This window comes from Streptomyces sp. NPDC036815 (genome assembly GCF_055609205.1).
This window is the reverse complement of the sequence record NZ_JBVJPW010000009.1, coordinates 52,785-68,584: the sequence shown is the minus strand read 5'-3', so window position 1 is coordinate 68,584 and position 15,800 is coordinate 52,785. Positions and strand designations below refer to the sequence as shown.

Sequence of the window (15,800 nt, the reverse complement as noted above, 5' to 3'; positions counted from 1 at the left end):
AGCATTCGGGCCATACCCCGGTCCCTGGCCCACGCCTACGCCCGACCGGCTGCGCATCTGAAGACGAAAGTTTCCACTCGTGAGTGAGACAACGCATGACGGCGGAGTCGCGGTGACCGCGTCTCCGTCGCCCGATGACGGGCTCTCCCGATCCGAACTCGCCGCCAAGTACGGTCTGACCGTCAGCGGCGCCCGGCCCGGACTTTTCGAGTACGTCCGCCAGCTCTGGGGACGACGCCACTTCATCCTCGCCTTCTCGCAGGCGAAGCTGACCGCCCAGTACAGCCAGGCCAAGCTCGGCCAGCTCTGGCAGGTGGCGACGCCGCTGTTGAACGCGGCGGTCTACTTCTTCATCTTCGGACTGCTCCTCGGCGCGAGGAAGGGCATTCCGCACGAGATCTACGTGCCCTTCCTGGTGACGGGCGTCTTCGTCTTCACCTTCACGCAGAGCTCGGTGATGGCGGGCGTGCGGGCGATCGCCGGAAACCTCGGCCTGGTCAGGGCCCTGCACTTCCCGCGGGCCTCGCTGCCGATCTCCTTCGCGCTCCAGCAGCTCCAGCAGCTGCTTTTCTCGATGATCGTGCTCGTCGTGATCATGGTCGGGTTCGGGATCTACCCGGCCTTCTCCTGGCTGCTCGTGGTGCCCGCGCTGGCCCTGCAGTTCGTCTTCAACACCGGGCTCGCGCTGATCTTCGCCCGGATGGGCAGCAAGACGCCCGACCTGGCGCAGCTGATGCCGTTCGTGATGCGCACCTGGATGTACGCCTCGGGCGTCATGTTCAGCATCCCCGCGATGCTCGCGGACAAGAAGGACGTGCCCGGCTGGGTCGGGGACGTGCTCCAGTGGAACCCGGCCTCGATCTACATGGACCTGATCCGCTTCGCCCTGATCGACGACTACGGATCCTCCTACCTGCCCCCGCACGTGTGGATCTTCGCCATCGGCTGGGCGGTCGTGATCGGCGCGGTCGGCTTCGTGTACTTCTGGAAGGCTGAGGAGCGCTACGGCCGTGGCTGACGACAAGATCACCGACAAGGGGCACATCCCCACCGTCATCGCCGACGAGCTGCACATCGTCTACCGCGTCAACGGCGCGAAGACGGGCAAGGGCAGCGCCACCTCCGCGCTGAGCCGCATGCTGCGGCGCGGCGAGGAGCGCGGGGTGCGCAAGGTGCACGCCGTGCGCGGCGTCAGCTTCACCTCCTACCGCGGCGAGGCCATCGGCCTGATCGGCTCCAACGGCTCGGGCAAGTCGACGCTCCTGCGTGCCATCGCCGGCCTGCTGCCCGCCGAGAAGGGCAAGGTCTACACCGACGGCCAGCCCTCGCTGCTCGGTGTGAACGCGGCCCTGATGAACGACCTGACGGGCGAGCGCAACGTCATCCTCGGCGGGCTCGCCATGGGCATGTCCCGCGAGCAGATCAGGGAGCGCTACCAGGAGATCGTCGACTTCTCGGGCATCAACGAGAAGGGCGACTTCATCACCCTGCCGATGCGCACCTACTCCTCCGGCATGGCGGCCCGCCTGCGCTTCTCCATCGCGGCGGCCAAGGACCACGACGTCCTGATGATCGACGAGGCCCTGGCCACCGGCGACCGGAAGTTCCAGAAGCGCTCCGAGGCCCGCATCCGCGAGCTCCGCAAGCACGCGGGCACGGTCTTCCTGGTCAGCCACAACAACAAGTCCATCCGTGACACCTGCGACCGCGTCCTGTGGCTGGAGCGCGGCGAGCTGCGCATGGACGGCCCGACCGACGAGGTCATAAAGGAGTACGAGAAGTTCACGGGCAAGTAGTCCGTTCGAGCCAACGGGCGCGCACCCGTTCGACAGCAGTGCCCCGCCGGGAGGAATCCGGCGGGGCACTGTCATGGCATGGTGTCTCCCCTGAGCCACATGGGTCACTCAACTCGCGTGTGCCCAGGGAAGATTGAGGCCAATCGGTGTGTTGTTGTGATGCGCCGAACACCCCGACGATGGCTGAGTGGTTGTACAACGTAAGCTGTAGCAGTGCTGATTCGCGGCAAGTGGGGCGATATCGCGCGGCGTCCCGGCCCGGAGCACGGCCCGCCTCGGAGAGGGCTGGGCGGCGTGTCCGAAATAGGATGTATTGGGTCGGCAGTGTAGAACGGGAGATGTGACGGCAATGGCTACGGATGATCTCCAGCTCCGCGATGCATCCGCCGTCCTCGACAAGGCCGCGGACGAGAACTTCCCGGTGGCTCCCTTCTTTCTGCCCCGGGCCTGGCGTGACGACCTCATGGCCGTCTACGGCGTCGTCCGCCTCATCGACGACATCGGCGACGGCGACCTCGCGCCCGGTGCCGCCCACGCCCGCCACCTCGGCCTCGAAGGCCCCGGCGACCCGCTGAGCCTCCTGTACGCCGTCGAGGCCGATCTGGGCAAGGTCTTCGGCGGCGCCGACCCCGGCCACCCGCTGGTGCGGGCGCTGCGGCCGGCCGCCGAGCGCGGGACCCTGACGGTGGAGCCCTTCCTCGGCCTGCTGGAGGCCAACCGCCGGGACCAGCGCGTCACCCGCTACGAGACCTACGACGACCTCGTCGCGTACTGCGCGCTCTCCGCGAACCCGATCGGCCGACTCGTCCTGGCCATCACCGGTACGGAGACCCCCGAGCGCATCCGCCGCTCGGACGCCGTCTGCACCGGCCTGCAGATCGTCGAGCACATCCAGGACGTCGCCGAAGACCTGCGGCGCGGCCGCATCTACCTGCCGGTTGAGGACATGAAGCAGTTCCACGTGAGCGAGTCAGACCTGTCCCGGCCGACAGCGGGCGCATCGGTGCGCGCCCTGGTCGCCTACGAAACGGAACGCGCCCGGTGCCTCCTGAATGAAGGCACCCCCCTGGTGGGTAGCGTCCACGGCAGGCTGAAGCTGCTGCTTGCCGGATTCGTGGCAGGGGGGAGAGCGGCGGTCCGGGCGATCGTCGCCGCGGGGTACGACGTACTGCCCGGACCACCCAGACCCACCAAGCCACGCATGCTGCGCGAGGCGGGTGCAGTTCTGCGAGGAGAGGGGTGAGCCGGGCAGTGGAGTCGGATCCGCGCGTGTCCGCGTCGGTGCTCGCCGCGTACGGCTACTGCGAGGCCGTGACCGGACAGCAGGCACGCAACTTCGCGTACGGCATCAGGTTGCTGCCGACGCCGAAGCGGCGGGCCATGTCCGCGCTCTACGCCCTCTCGCGGCGGGTGGACGACATCGGCGACGGCGTGCTCGCGCCGGAGATCAAGACGGCCCGGCTCGACGACACCCGGGCCCTGCTCGCCCGGATCCGCGCGGGCGAGGTGCACGAGGACGACACCGACCCGGTGGCGGTCGCCCTCGCGCACGCGGCGACCCACTTCCCGATCCCGATGGACGGCCTCGACGAACTCATCGACGGCGTCCTCATGGACGTACGCGGTGGGACGTACGAGACGTGGGAGGACCTGAAGGTCTACTGCCGCTGCGTGGCGGGGGCGATCGGGCGGCTCTCCCTCGGCGTGTTCGGCACCGAACGGGGGGCGCTCCACGCCGAGCGCGCGCCCGAGTATGCCGACACGCTCGGTCTCGCGCTCCAACTGACCAACATTCTCCGGGACGTTCGCGAGGACGCGCAGGACGGGCGGACCTATCTGCCCGCCGACGACCTCGCCAAGTTCGGCTGCTCCGCCGGGTTCACCGGATCCGAGCCGCCCGCCGGGTCCGACTTCGCGGGCCTCGTCCACTTCGAGGTGCGCCGCGCCCGGGCCCTGTTCGCCGAGGGCTACCGCCTGCTGCCCATGCTCGACCGGCGCAGCGGCGCCTGCGTCGCGGCCATGGCCGGCATCTACCGCAGGCTGCTCGACCGCATCGAGCGCGATCCCGAGGCGGTGCTGCGCGGCCGCGTCTCGCTGCCGGGGCGCGAGAAGGCGTACGTCGCCGTGCGCGGGCTGTCCGGACTCGACGCGCGGAGCGTGTCACGACAGACCGTCTGGAGGCGTGCGTGATGCGCGTCCGGAGTGATCGTGGGGCGGCTGGGGCGGCGTCCGCGAAGCGGCGGGCAACCCTCCGCTCCGAGGCCGCGTCCCAGACTGCAACGGCCGAAGGGGTGGGGGCGTGAAGAGCGAGGACATGCAGCCCGAAGGGGCGGACGTGGACGCCGAAGGCCGCTCCGAAGGGGCGGCCGCCGTGGTGGTCGGCGGCGGCCTCGCGGGCGTCACCGCCGCGCTCGCGCTCGCCGACGCGGGACTGCGCGTGACGCTGCTCGAAGGGCGGCCGCGGCTCGGCGGGCTCGCGTTCTCCTTCCGGCGCGGCGCCCTGACCGTCGACAACGGCCAGCACGTCTATCTGCGCTGCTGCACCGCCTACCGGTGGTTCCTCGACCGCGTCGAGGGCGCGCACCTCGCGCCCCTGCAGGAACGTCTCGACGTGCCCGTGCTCGACGCCGACCGGAACCGGCTCGGCCGACTCCGGCGCACCGCGCTGCCCGTGCCGCTGCACCTGGCGGCGAGCCTGGCCACGTACCCGCACCTGTCGCTCGCCGAGCGCGCCAACGTGGGGCGCGCGGCGCTCGCCCTCAAGGGGCTCGACCCGACCGATCCCGTCCTGGACGGCCAGGACTTCGGCAGCTGGCTGGCCCGGCACGGTCAGTCGCCGCGCGCCATCGAAGCGCTCTGGGACCTCGTGGGCGTCGCGACGCTCAACGCCGTCGCGAAAGACGCCTCGCTGGGGCTCGCCGCGATGGTGTTCAAGACCGGGCTGCTCTCCGAACCGGGCGCCGCCGACATCGGCTGGGCCCAGGTGCCCCTCGGTGATCTGCACGACAAACTGGCCCGCAAGGCGCTCGACGCCGCGGGAGTCCGTACGGAACTGAAGACACGAGTCACCTCCATCTCCCGTACGGACAACGGCGGTTGGCGCGTGGAGGTTCCCGGCGAGAGCATCGAGGCCGAAACCGTCGTGCTCGCCGTGCCGCAGCACGAGGCGCACGACCTCCTCCCGGACGGCGCGCTCGACCGGCCCGAGCGGCTGCTCGACATCGACACCGCGCCGATCCTCAACATCCACGTCGTGTACGACAGGAAGGTGCTGAAGCGGCCGTTCTTCGCCGCCCTCGGCACCCCCGTGCAGTGGGTCTTCGACCGGACCGAGGCGTCCGGCCTGGCCGAGGGGCAGTACCTGGCGCTCTCCCAGTCCGTCGCGCAGAACGAGATCGACGCGCCCGTCGCCGCGCTGCGAGAGCGCTATCTGCCCGAACTGGAACGGCTGTTGCCCGCGGCGCACGGCGCAGAGGTGCGGGACTTCTTCGTCACCCGCGAGCGCACGGCGACGTTCGCGCCCACACCCGGCGTCGGCAGGCTCCGCCCCGGTGCCCGCACCAAGGCCCGCGGCCTGTACCTCGCGGGCGCGTGGACCGCCACCGGGTGGCCCGCGACCATGGAGAGCGCCGTACGCAGCGGCATCAGCGCGGCCGAGGCCGCCCTCTCCACCCTCGACCGCCCCCGTGACCACCTCTTCTCGTTCGAGGAGGCGGCGGCGTGAAGCTCGACCACCTGGGGTCAGGTCCCCAGGGAACCAGCACCGGAACAAGAGGAGAAACTGTGCCGACTGTGCCCTCGGCCGAGAAAACGGCTGCCGACACGGTGGACGTGACCTCACTGCTCGAACAAGGAAGGACGCTGGCCACCCCGGTGCTGCGGGCCGCGGTGGACCGTCTGGCGCCGCCCATGGACACCGTGGCCGCCTACCACTTCGGCTGGATCGACGCCGAGGGCAACCCCTCCGACGGCGACGGCGGCAAGGCCGTGCGTCCCGCGCTCGCCCTGCTCTCCGCCGAGGCGGCGGGCGCGCCCCCCGAGGTCGGCGTGCCCGGCGCGGTCGCCGTCGAGCTCGTACACAACTTCTCCCTGCTGCACGACGACCTGATGGACGGCGACGAGCAGCGCCGCCACCGCGACACCGTGTGGAAGGTGCACGGCCCCGCGCAGGCCATCCTCGTCGGCGACGCCCTCTTCGCCCTCGGCAACGAGATCCTCCTGGAGCTCGGCACCGTCGAGGCGGGCCGCGCCACCCGCCGCCTCATCACCGCCACGCGCGCGCTGATCGACGGCCAGGCGCAGGACATCAGCTACGAGCACCGCGACCGGGTCACCGTCGAGGAGTGCCTGGAGATGGAGGGCAAGAAGACCGGCGCCCTGCTCGCCTGCGCGGTCTCCATCGGCGCCGTGCTCGGCGGCGCGGACGACCACACCGCCGACACCCTGGAGAAGTACGGCTACCACCTCGGCCTCGCCTTCCAGGCCGTGGACGACCTGCTCGGCATCTGGGGCGACCCGGAGGCCACCGGAAAGCAGACGTGGAGCGATCTGCGTCAGCGCAAGAAGTCGCTGCCCGTGGTGGCCGCGCTCGCCGCGGGCGGACCCGCGTCGGAGCGGCTCGGCGAACTGCTCGCCGCGGACGCCAAGAGCAGCGAGTTCGAGAACTTCTCCGAGGAGGAGTTCGCCGCGCGCGCCGCCCTGATCGAGGAGTCGGGCGGCCGCGAGTGGACCGCCAAGGAGGCCCGGCGCCAGCACGCCATCGCCATCGAGGCGCTGGACGGTGTCCGGATGCCGGAGCGGGTGCGGGCGCAGCTCGTCGCGCTCGCCGACTTCGTCGTCGTACGAGAGAGATGAGGGTGATTGCGCGGACATCCGGGAGCTCCGGGGTGTGACCCCCTGGACACCCAGGCAGTCGCCGGCCGGCGCCCCGCGTCGGCCGACGGCGGACCCACAGCAGACGTAGCCACCGCACTGCACGAAGGGGAAGCCATGACAGCGACGACCGACGGAAGCACCGGAGCGGCCACGCCCCGCGCAGCCTCGGCCAGCCGACCCACCGAATCCGTGGAACGGACCGACACGACCGTCGCGACGTCGGACACCCGCGAAGCCGCCGCGGGCGCCATGCGCCGGTCCACGGAGTACCTGCTCTCCCGGCAGGACGCCCAGGGGTGGTGGAAGGGCGACCTCGAGACCAATGTGACCATGGACTCCGAGGACCTCTTGCTCCGCCAGTTCCTCGGCATCCGGGACGAGCCGACCACGCGCGCCGCCGCGCTGTTCATCCGCGGCGAGCAGCGCGACGATGGCACCTGGGCCACCTTCTTCGGCGGGCCCGGCGAACTCTCCACCACCATCGAGGCGTACGTCGCCCTGCGCCTGGCCGGCGACCGGCCCGACGAGCCGCACATGGCGAAGGCCTCGGCGTGGATCCGCGAGCACGGCGGCATCGCCTCGGCCCGTGTCTTCACCCGGATCTGGCTCGCCCTGTTCGGCTGGTGGAAGTGGGACGACCTGCCCGAACTCCCGCCCGAGCTCATCTACTTCCCGCAGTGGGTGCCGCTCAACATCTATGACTTCGGCTGCTGGGCGCGGCAGACCATAGTGCCCCTGACCATCGTCTCCGCCAAGCGGCCGGTCCGCCCCGCGCCCTTCGCCCTGGACGAGCTGCACACCGACGCACGCGTGCCGAACCCCGCCAAACCCCTCGCCCCCGTGGGCAGTTGGGACGGCGTCTTCCAACGGCTCGACAAGGCGCTGCACGTCTACCACAAGGTCGCGCCGCGCTTCGTGCGCAGGGCCGCGATGAACAGCGCGGCCCGCTGGATCATCGAGCGGCAGGAGAACGACGGCTGCTGGGGCGGGATCCAGCCGCCCGCCGTCTACTCGATCATCGCGCTGCACCTGCTTGGCTACGACCTGGACCACCCCGTGCTGAAGGCCGGGCTCGCCTCCCTCGACCGGTTCGCCGTGTGGCGCGAGGACGGCGCCCGCATGATCGAGGCGTGCCAGTCGCCGGTGTGGGACACCTGCCTGGCGACGATCGCGCTCGCGGACGCCGGACTGCCCGCGGACCACCCGCAGTTGGTCAAGGCCGCGGACTGGATGATCTCCGAACAGATCGTGCGGCCGGGCGACTGGTCGGTGCGCAGGCCCGCCCTCGCGCCGGGCGGCTGGGCCTTCGAGTTCCACAACGACAACTACCCGGACATCGACGACACCGCCGAGGTCGCCCTCGCGCTGCGCCGGGTCGCGCACCCGGACAAGGCGCGCCTGGAGAACGCCATCGAGCGCGGGATGCGCTGGACCCTCGGCATGCAGTCGAAGAACGGCGCCTGGGCCGCCTTCGACGTCGACAACACCAGCCCCTTCCCCAACCGGCTGCCGTTCTGCGACTTCGGCGAGGTCATCGACCCGCCGTCCGCCGACGTCACCGGCCACGTGGTGGAGATGCTCGCCGTCGAGGGCAAGTCCCACGACCCCCGCACCCGGCGCGGCATCGAGTGGCTCCTCGCCGAACAGGAGGAGAACGGCGCCTGGTTCGGACGCTGGGGCGTCAACTACATCTACGGCACGGGGTCGGTGGTGCCCGCCCTGGTCACGGCGGGCCTGCCGGCCGCGCACCCGGCGATCCGGCGCGCGGTGCGGTGGGTCGAGTCGGTGCAGAACGACGACGGCGGCTGGGGCGAGGACCTGCGCTCCTACCGCGACCGCGGCTGGGTCGGCCACGGCACGTCGTCCGCCTCGCAGACCGCCTGGGCGCTGCTCGCGCTGCTCGCGGCGGGTGAGGCCGGGGGCACGTCCGCGGAGCGGGGCATCGCCTGGCTGGTCGAGAACCAGCGCGCGGACGGCTCCTGGGACGAGCCGTACTTCACGGGCACCGGCTTCCCCTGGGACTTCTCCATCAACTACCACCTGTACCGGCAGGTGTTCCCGCTCACCGCGCTCGGCAGGTACGTCAACGGAGAGCCCTTCGCGAAAGGCTCCGCCGCACGTCCGGGCAAGGGCAGCTGATGGACCGGACCCCGGCTCCGCGGCCGGGCACCGTGCCGCTGCTGATCGCGTGCGCGCTCGGCATCGAACGCTTCGCCCTGCGCACGGGCGACCGCAGCGGCGCCCCCCGCCCCATGACGGTGCTGCGCACCGGCATGGGCCCCAAGAACGCCGAGCGCGCCGTCGACGACGCGCTCGGCAAGGAAACCCTGCGCGACGCGGCCGTCCTGGCCACCGGCTTCTGTGCCGGACTCGCCCCCGGTATGCGCCCCGGCGACCTCGTCGTCGCCGAGGAGACCAGGGACGCGCGCGGCAGCACCGCCTGCACGGGGGCCGGTCTGCTGGTCGAGGAGCTGGCGCGGGCCCTGCCCGGACGCGCCGTGCACACCGGACCGCTCACCGGCTCCGACCACGTCGTACGGGGCCAGGAGCGCGGCGAGCTCCTGGCCACCGGCGCGATCGCGGTGGACATGGAGTCCGCCGCGACGCTGCGCAGTGCCGTACGCGCCGGACAGCGGCCCGTTGCCGCCGTCCGGGTGGTCGTGGATGCCCCTCAGTACGAACTCGTCCGCATCGGCACGGTGCGCGGTGGAATATCAGCCTTCCGCGTTCTTCGTGCCGTGCTCCCCGCTTTCTTTGAATGGCACCGTTCTTCGCTGCTCCCCCGGAGGTGAGCCAGATGGCCATGCCGCTTCGTCAGTCCATCAAGGTAGCTACGTATCTCTTTGAACAGAAGCTGCGCAAGCGCGACAAATTTCCGCTGATCGTCGAATTGGAACCGCTCTTCGCCTGCAACCTCAAGTGCGAGGGGTGCGGCAAGATCCAGCACCCGGCCGGGGTGCTCAAGCAGCGCATGCCGGTGGCGCAGGCCGTGGGCGCGGTGCTCGAATCGGGCGCGCCGATGGTCTCCATCGCCGGTGGCGAGCCGCTGATGCATCCTCAGATCGATGAGATCGTGCGGCAGTTGGTGGCGAAGAAGAAGTACGTCTTCCTCTGCACCAACGCGATGCTGTTGCGGAAGAAGATTGAGAAGTTCACGCCCTCGCCGTATTTCGCGTTCGCCGTGCACATCGACGGCATGCGGGAGCGGCACGACGAGTCCGTCGCGAAGGAGGGCGTGTTCGACGAGGCGGTGGAGGCCATCAAGGAGGCCAAGCGGCGCGGCTTCCGGGTCACCACCAACTCGACCTTCTTCAACACCGACACCCCCCAGACCATCATCGAGGTCCTGAACTTCCTCAACGACGACCTCCAGGTCGACGAGATGATGCTCTCGCCCGCCTACGCCTACGAGAAGGCGCCCGACCAGGAGCACTTCCTCGGCGTCGACCAGACCCGGGAGCTCTTCAAGAAGGCCTTCGCCGGCGGCAACCGGCGCCGCTGGCGCCTCAACCACTCGCCGCTCTTCCTGGACTTCCTGGAGGGCAAGGCGGACTTCCCGTGCACCGCGTGGGCGATCCCGAACTACTCGCTCTTCGGCTGGCAGCGTCCCTGCTACCTGATGAGCGACGGCTACGTCCCCACGTACCGCCAGCTCATCGAGGAGACCGACTGGAACAAGTACGGCCGCGGCAAGGATCCGCGGTGCGCCAACTGCATGGCGCACTGCGGCTACGAACCGACCGCCGTCCTCGCCACCATGGGTTCCCTCAAGGAGTCCATCAGGGCGGCCCGCGAGACGGTCTCAGGCAACCGCGGGTGACGCACGTGAACGGGCGGGCCGGGGCACTCCGTCAGGGGTGCCCCCCGTCACCGTGAGCTGAGAAGAACCAGAGAGGGGGCCCGAGCATGACCATTCTCGAGACCATCCGGGGGCCGCGGGACCTGAAGAGGCTTTCCGGCGCCGAGCTCGGCGAACTGGCGGGGGAGATCCGGGAGTTCCTGGTGCACGCGGTCGCCAGGACGGGCGGCCATCTCGGGCCCAATCTGGGGGTGGTGGAACTCTCCATCGCACTCCACCGGGTCTTCGAGTCGCCCGTCGACCGGCTCGTGTGGGACACCGGCCACCAGAGCTACGTGCACAAACTGCTCACCGGACGGCAGGACTTCTCCAAGCTCCGCGGCAAGGGCGGCCTCTCCGGCTACCCCTCGCGCGAGGAGTCCGAGCACGACATCGTCGAGAACAGCCACGCCTCGACCGCGCTCGGCTGGGCGGACGGCCTCGCCAAGGCGCGCCAGGTCCTCGGCGAGCGGGGGCACGTCGTCGCCGTCATCGGGGACGGCGCGCTCACCGGGGGCATGGCCTGGGAGGCGCTCAACAACATCGCGGCGGCCAAGGACCGGCCGCTGATCATCGTCGTGAACGACAACGAGCGCTCGTACGCGCCGACCATCGGCGGCCTCGCCAACCACCTCGCCACGCTCCGCACGACGGACGGCTACGAGCGGGTGCTCGCCTGGGGCAAGGACATGCTCCAGCGCACTCCCGTCGTCGGCAAGACGCTGTACGAGTCGCTGCACGGCGCCAAGAAGGGGTTCAAGGACGCCTTCGCGCCGCAGGGCATGTTCGAGGACCTGGGGCTCAAGTACGTGGGGCCGATCGACGGGCACGACATCGGCGCCGTCGAGTCGGCCCTGCGGCGCGCGAAGCGCTTCCACGGCCCCGTGCTCATCCACTGCCTGACCGACAAGGGCCGCGGCTACGAACCCGCGCTCGCCGACGAGGCGGACCGCTTCCACACCGTGGGCGTGATGGACCCGCTCACCTGCGAGCCGCTCGCACCCGCGGGCGGGCCCTCCTGGACCTCGGTGTTCGGGGACGAGATCGTCCGCATCGGCGCCGAGCGCCGGGACGTCGTCGCCATCACCGCTGCGATGCTCGGCCCGGTCGGCCTGACGGAGTTCGCGGCCGCCTACCCCGACCGGGTGTGGGATGTCGGCATCGCCGAGCAGCACGCCGCGGTGTCCGCCGCCGGGCTCGCGACGGGCGGCCTCCACCCGGTCGTCGCCGTCTACGCCACGTTCCTCAACCGCGCCTTCGACCAGCTCCTGATGGACGTCGCGCTGCACCGGTGCGGGGTCACCTTCGTGCTCGACCGTGCGGGGGTCACGGGTGTCGACGGCGCCTCCCACAACGGCATGTGGGACATGTCCATCCTGCAGGTCGTGCCGGGGCTGCGGATCGCCGCGCCGCGCGACGCCGACCAGCTGAGGGCGCAGCTGCGGGAGGCGGTCGCCGTGGACGACGCGCCGACGCTGCTGCGGTTCCCCAAGGAGTCGGTGGGGCCCGCGATCCCCGCCGTCGACCGGCTCGGCGGCATGGACCTGCTGCTGACGGACGACGATCCCGACGTGCTGCTCGTCGCGGTCGGGGTGATGGCGCCGGTCTGCCTGCAGGCCGCCGAGCTGCTCCGGGCGCGCGGGCTGCGCTGCACCGTCGTCGACCCGCGCTGGGTCAAGCCCGTCGACGCCGAGCTGCCGGGGCTCGCCGCGCACCACCGGCTGGTGGCGGTCGTCGAGGACAACAGCCGCGCCGCCGGGGTCGGCGCCGCGGTCGCGCTGGCCCTCGGCGAGGCCGAAGTGGACGTGCCCGTACGGCGGTTCGGCATCCCCGAGCAGTTCCTCGCGCACGCCAAACGGGGCGAGGTCCTCGCCGACCTCGGGCTCACCCCGGTCGAGATCGCGGGACGGATCGGCGCCACGCTCGCGGCCAAGGAGGGCGCACAGGAGCAGGGTTCAGGCAAGGAGCACAGCGCATGACCAAGGAGTTCGACCTCGGCAGACTCCTCGCCGAGCGGGGCGCCGAGCGGTACGAGCTGCACACGCGGCACCTCAACCACCAACTGCCGCGCATGCTGCACACCATCGGCTTCGACAAGGTCTACGAGCGGGCCGAGGGCGCGTACTTCTGGGACGCGGAGGGCAACGACTACCTCGATATGCTCGCGGGCTTCGGCGTGATGGGCCTCGGCCGGCACCACCCCGTCGTACGCAAGGCGCTGCACGACGTCCTCGACGCCTCGCTCGCCGACCTCACCCGCTTCGACTGCCAGCCGCTGCCCGGCCTGCTCGCGGAGCGGCTGCTCAGCCACAGCCCGCACCTGGACCGGGTCTTCTTCGGCAACAGCGGCACGGAAGCCGTCGAGACGGCACTGAAGTTCGCGCGCTACGCGACCGGGAAGCCGCGGGTGCTCTACTGCGCGCACGCCTTCCACGGGCTGACCACCGGCTCGCTCTCCGTCAACGGCGAGGACGGGTTCAGGGACGGCTTCGCGCCGCTCCTGCCCGACACCGCGGTGCCGCTCGGCGATCTGGACGCGCTGCGCCGGGAGTTGGCGAAGGGCGACGTCGCCGGGCTGATCGTCGAGCCCATCCAGGGCAAGGGCGTGCACGAGCCACCGCCCGGGTACCTGCGCGCGGCCCAGGAGCTGCTGCGCCGGCACAAGGCGCTGCTGATCGCCGACGAGGTGCAGACGGGCCTCGGCAGAACCGGCGACTTCTACGCGTACCAGCACGAGGAGGGCGTCGAGCCCGATCTGGTCTGCGTCGCCAAGGCGCTCTCGGGCGGCTACGTGCCGGTCGGCGCGACGCTCGGCAAGGACTGGATCTTCAAGAAGGTCTACTCGTCGATGGACCGGGTGCTCGTGCACTCGGCGAGCTTCGGCTCGAACGCGCAGGCCATGGCGGCGGGCCTCGCCGTGCTCGCCGTCATGGAGGACGAGAAGGTCGTCGAGAACGCCCGGGCCACGGGGGAGCTGCTGAAGTCCCGCCTCGCCGCGCTAGTGGACCGTTACGAGCTGCTGAGTGAGGTGCGCGGCCGGGGCCTGATGGTCGGCATCGAGTTCGGGCGGCCCAAGTCGCTGAAGCTGCGCGGGCGTTGGACGATGCTGCAGGCCGCCCGCAAGGGGCTCTTCGCGCAGATGGTCGTCGTACCGCTGCTGCAGAAGCACCGCATCCTCACCCAGGTGTCCGGGGACCATCTGGAGGTCATCAAGCTGATCCCGCCGCTGACCGTGGGGGAGAAGGAGGTGGACCGCTTCGTGGCCGCCTTCACGGCGGTGATGGACGACGCGCACAGCGGCGGCGGCCTGATGTGGGACTTCGGCAGGACGCTGGTGAAGCAGGCGGTCGCGCACCGCTGAGAGCCGACGCCCGGCGCAGCCTGCGGAATTTGCCTCTCGGGCAAGAAATTTGCCCGGGAGGCAACGCTCTGGCTCAATCAGGGTATGAGCCCTGCCGAGCCCACGGAGCCCGACCCGGGGGCGGCCGCCGAGCCGTCACCGGCGGCCGACGCGCTGCCCGCCGTGGCGCCCCAGCTGCGCGAACTGCGCCGCCGGGCGTCCCTCACGCTGGAGGCCGCCGCCCGTACCGCGGGGCTCTCGCCCGCCCACCTCTCCCGCCTGGAGACCGGGCAGCGCCAGCCCTCGCTGCCGATGCTGCTCACGCTCGCACGCGTCTACGGTACGACGGTCTCGGAGCTGCTCGGCGAGACGGTCGCGGACCGGGACGCGGTCGTCCGCGCACCGGACATGGAACCGACCCGGGCGGGCGGCTGGACCTACTGGCAGGCGGGCGCCCCGGGACGCGGCATGCAGGCGCTGCGCGTGCACGTACCGCACGGCGCGCAGGGCGACATCGTGCGCGTCCACCCCGGCGAGGAGTGGCTGTACGTCCTGAAGGGGCGGCTGCGACTGCACCTCGGGGACACCGTGCACCTGCTCGAACCGGGGGACAGCGCGCACTTCGACTCGCTGACCCCGCACCGCATCGCCGCCGCCGACCGGGACGGCGCCGACTTCCTCTTCGTCCACACCTTGCTGCAGAGCCCCGCCACCGCGCTGTGCCTCGGCGGCCCCACCCAGGGAGAACCGACATGACGGAACCGGAACAGCAGGCAGCCCCGCAGCCGGAGCGGCCCGCCCGCAACACCATGCAGGAGAAGTTCCCCCGGGCGCTCTGGGTCCGGCTGATCATCTATGTGGCGGTGGGCCACATCTTCGCGGCCTTCATCTACCTGCTGTTCGAGCTGGGCGCGAAGAACCAGTAGGAGCCCGCCTCGGCCGAGGGGCCGCTCAGTCGAGGAGCCGCTCGCGGAGGCGCTCACGGGTCCCGGCGCTCACCTTGAGCCCGTCGGTGAAGTACGTGTCCACGTCGCCCCAGGTCTGCTCGATCGTCTCGTACGCCGCCGCCAGGTACTCGGCGCGGGCGTCGAAGAGCGGGTCGAGGAGTTCCATGACCTCGGGCGGCGTCGCGTTCGACGAGCTGTCGGAGCGGTGCACCTTGTAGCGGCGGTGCGACGCGCTCGACTCGAGGTAGTCGGCCTCTATCGCGTCGCGCTCGACGCCCACGGCGAGCAGCGTCACGGCTATGGAGAGGCCCGCGCGGTCCTTGCCCGCCGCGCAGTGCATCAGCGCGGGCACGCTGTCCTCGGCGAGGGCGTGCAGCACCTTGCTGTGCTCGGCGGTGCGCTCCTTGATGATCGTGCGGTACGCGGTCTCCATGCGGCCCGCGGCCCGGCCGTCGGAGAGGATCCCGCGCAGCTGGTCGAGGTCGCCGTCGCGCACCATCTTCCAGAACTCGGCGCCGTCGGCCGGGTCGGTCAGCGGCAGATTCACGTTGCGCACGCCCGGCAGCTCGATGTCGGGGCCTTCGAGGCGCTGGTCGGCGGCGTTGCGGAAGTCGAAGACCGTGTGCAGGCCCAGCGAGGAGAGGAAGGCGGCGTCGCTCGCGGTGGCGTGCGCCAGGTGACCGCTGCGGAAGAGCACGCCCGGGCGGACGCGCCGGCCGTCCACCGTCGGCAGACCGCCCACGTCACGGAAATTGCGCACTCCGGTCAGCTCGGGCTCCGACAGCTCTGACGGCGGGACCTGCTGTGTCACGGGCTCTCCTCGAAACTCTGCGGCCGGCGCGGCTCGCCGGGTGGATGCGTCTTTGACGATACGACATGGGTACCTGAGGCAATCACCCCTGCGACGGAGCTCCTCCCGGGCCCCTCGGCGGCCCCGGCCTGCCACCTCACGCGCTGTTCACGGGGGCGATATTCGCTTGCCCTGGAGCGCTCTCCAACTCGTA

General features: G+C 71.0%; 14 protein-coding genes. 13 read left to right on the top strand and 1 reads right to left on the bottom strand.

Annotation, left to right across the window (positions count from 1 at the left end; translation table 11 throughout):
- The first annotated feature begins 79 nt into the window (after positions 1-79).
- From ACZ69I_RS19790 to ACZ69I_RS19730, 13 genes are all read left to right on the top strand, one after another.
- Entirely contained in the window at positions 80-1,018 is a 939-nt protein-coding gene (locus ACZ69I_RS19790) for an ABC transporter permease (protein WP_389712070.1), read from the top strand.
- Complete coding sequence (locus ACZ69I_RS19785; protein ID WP_389712069.1) at positions 1,011-1,796, top strand: ABC transporter ATP-binding protein; 786 nt, start codon at positions 1,011-1,013, stop codon at positions 1,794-1,796. Before ACZ69I_RS19790 ends, ACZ69I_RS19785 begins: the two co-directional genes overlap by 8 nt.
- Positions 1,797-2,145: 349 nt before the next feature.
- Positions 2,146-3,039, top strand: coding sequence for a squalene synthase HpnC (gene hpnC, locus ACZ69I_RS19780; RefSeq protein ID WP_470833560.1), 894 nt, complete (start codon positions 2,146-2,148; stop codon positions 3,037-3,039).
- The gene (hpnD, locus tag ACZ69I_RS19775; protein ID WP_470833558.1) at positions 3,036-3,986 is read left to right on the top strand and encodes a presqualene diphosphate synthase HpnD; all 951 of its coding nucleotides are present in this window, start codon (positions 3,036-3,038) and stop codon (positions 3,984-3,986) included. The genes hpnC and hpnD overlap by 4 nt, the downstream gene beginning before the upstream one ends.
- Before the next feature lie 124 nt (positions 3,987-4,110).
- A complete protein-coding gene (gene hpnE / locus ACZ69I_RS19770; protein ID WP_470833839.1) occupies positions 4,111-5,520 on the top strand; it encodes a hydroxysqualene dehydroxylase HpnE in 1,410 nt (469 codons plus the stop codon).
- Positions 5,517-6,650: a polyprenyl synthetase family protein gene (locus tag ACZ69I_RS19765; RefSeq protein ID WP_467673177.1), complete on the top strand. Its 1,134-nt coding sequence runs from the start codon at positions 5,517-5,519 to the stop codon at positions 6,648-6,650. The genes hpnE and ACZ69I_RS19765 overlap by 4 nt, the downstream gene beginning before the upstream one ends.
- 135 nt (positions 6,651-6,785) lie before the next feature.
- Complete coding sequence (gene shc, locus ACZ69I_RS19760) at positions 6,786-8,810, top strand: squalene--hopene cyclase (protein WP_467673175.1); 2,025 nt, start codon at positions 6,786-6,788, stop codon at positions 8,808-8,810.
- Positions 8,810-9,463 carry a phosphorylase family protein gene (locus ACZ69I_RS19755; RefSeq protein ID WP_467673173.1) on the top strand — a complete coding sequence of 218 codons (654 nt, stop codon included), beginning with the start codon at positions 8,810-8,812 and terminating at the stop codon, positions 9,461-9,463. Before shc ends, ACZ69I_RS19755 begins: the two co-directional genes overlap by 1 nt.
- A 5-nt stretch (positions 9,464-9,468) precedes the next feature.
- Positions 9,469-10,491: an adenosyl-hopene transferase HpnH gene (gene hpnH, locus ACZ69I_RS19750; RefSeq protein WP_467673171.1), complete on the top strand. Its 1,023-nt coding sequence runs from the start codon at positions 9,469-9,471 to the stop codon at positions 10,489-10,491.
- Positions 10,492-10,577: 86 nt separating this feature from the next.
- On the top strand, positions 10,578-12,488 hold the full coding sequence (dxs, locus tag ACZ69I_RS19745; RefSeq protein ID WP_470833556.1) for a 1-deoxy-D-xylulose-5-phosphate synthase: 1,911 nt from the start codon (positions 10,578-10,580) through the stop codon (positions 12,486-12,488).
- Positions 12,485-13,870 carry an aspartate aminotransferase family protein gene (locus ACZ69I_RS19740; protein ID WP_467673167.1) on the top strand — a complete coding sequence of 462 codons (1,386 nt, stop codon included), beginning with the start codon at positions 12,485-12,487 and terminating at the stop codon, positions 13,868-13,870. The genes dxs and ACZ69I_RS19740 overlap by 4 nt, the downstream gene beginning before the upstream one ends.
- 84 nt (positions 13,871-13,954) lie before the next feature.
- The gene (locus ACZ69I_RS19735; RefSeq protein WP_467673165.1) at positions 13,955-14,605 is read left to right on the top strand and encodes a helix-turn-helix domain-containing protein; all 651 of its coding nucleotides are present in this window, start codon (positions 13,955-13,957) and stop codon (positions 14,603-14,605) included.
- Positions 14,606-14,658: 53 nt separating this feature from the next.
- Complete coding sequence (locus ACZ69I_RS19730; RefSeq protein ID WP_389712427.1) at positions 14,659-14,775, top strand: DUF6126 family protein; 117 nt, start codon at positions 14,659-14,661, stop codon at positions 14,773-14,775.
- Positions 14,776-14,800: 25 nt separating this feature from the next.
- Here the strand turns inward: ACZ69I_RS19730 and ACZ69I_RS19725 are convergent, their stop codons facing one another.
- Positions 14,801-15,607 carry a tyrosine-protein phosphatase gene (locus tag ACZ69I_RS19725; protein WP_470833554.1) on the bottom strand — a complete coding sequence of 269 codons (807 nt, stop codon included), beginning with the start codon at positions 15,605-15,607 and terminating at the stop codon, positions 14,801-14,803.
- Positions 15,608-15,800 lie beyond the last annotated feature (193 nt).

What these genes read in the sequence shown, in the direction of transcription:
- ACZ69I_RS19755 (WP_467673173.1), top strand. Translation starts at nt 8,810, where the DNA reads ATGGACCGGACCCCGGCTCCGCGGCCGGGCACCGTGCCGCTGCTGATC.
- hpnC (WP_470833560.1), top strand. Translation starts at nt 2,146, where the DNA reads ATGGCTACGGATGATCTCCAGCTCCGCGATGCATCCGCCGTCCTCGAC.
- ACZ69I_RS19730 (WP_389712427.1), top strand. Translation starts at nt 14,659, where the DNA reads ATGCAGGAGAAGTTCCCCCGGGCGCTCTGGGTCCGGCTGATCATCTAT.
- shc (WP_467673175.1), top strand. Translation starts at nt 6,786, where the DNA reads ATGACAGCGACGACCGACGGAAGCACCGGAGCGGCCACGCCCCGCGCA.
- ACZ69I_RS19740 (WP_467673167.1), top strand. Translation starts at nt 12,485, where the DNA reads ATGACCAAGGAGTTCGACCTCGGCAGACTCCTCGCCGAGCGGGGCGCC.
- hpnH (WP_467673171.1), top strand. Translation starts at nt 9,469, where the DNA reads ATGGCCATGCCGCTTCGTCAGTCCATCAAGGTAGCTACGTATCTCTTT.
- dxs (WP_470833556.1), top strand. Translation starts at nt 10,578, where the DNA reads ATGACCATTCTCGAGACCATCCGGGGGCCGCGGGACCTGAAGAGGCTT.
- hpnE (WP_470833839.1), top strand. Translation starts at nt 4,111, where the DNA reads ATGCAGCCCGAAGGGGCGGACGTGGACGCCGAAGGCCGCTCCGAAGGG.
- ACZ69I_RS19735 (WP_467673165.1), top strand. Translation starts at nt 13,955, where the DNA reads ATGAGCCCTGCCGAGCCCACGGAGCCCGACCCGGGGGCGGCCGCCGAG.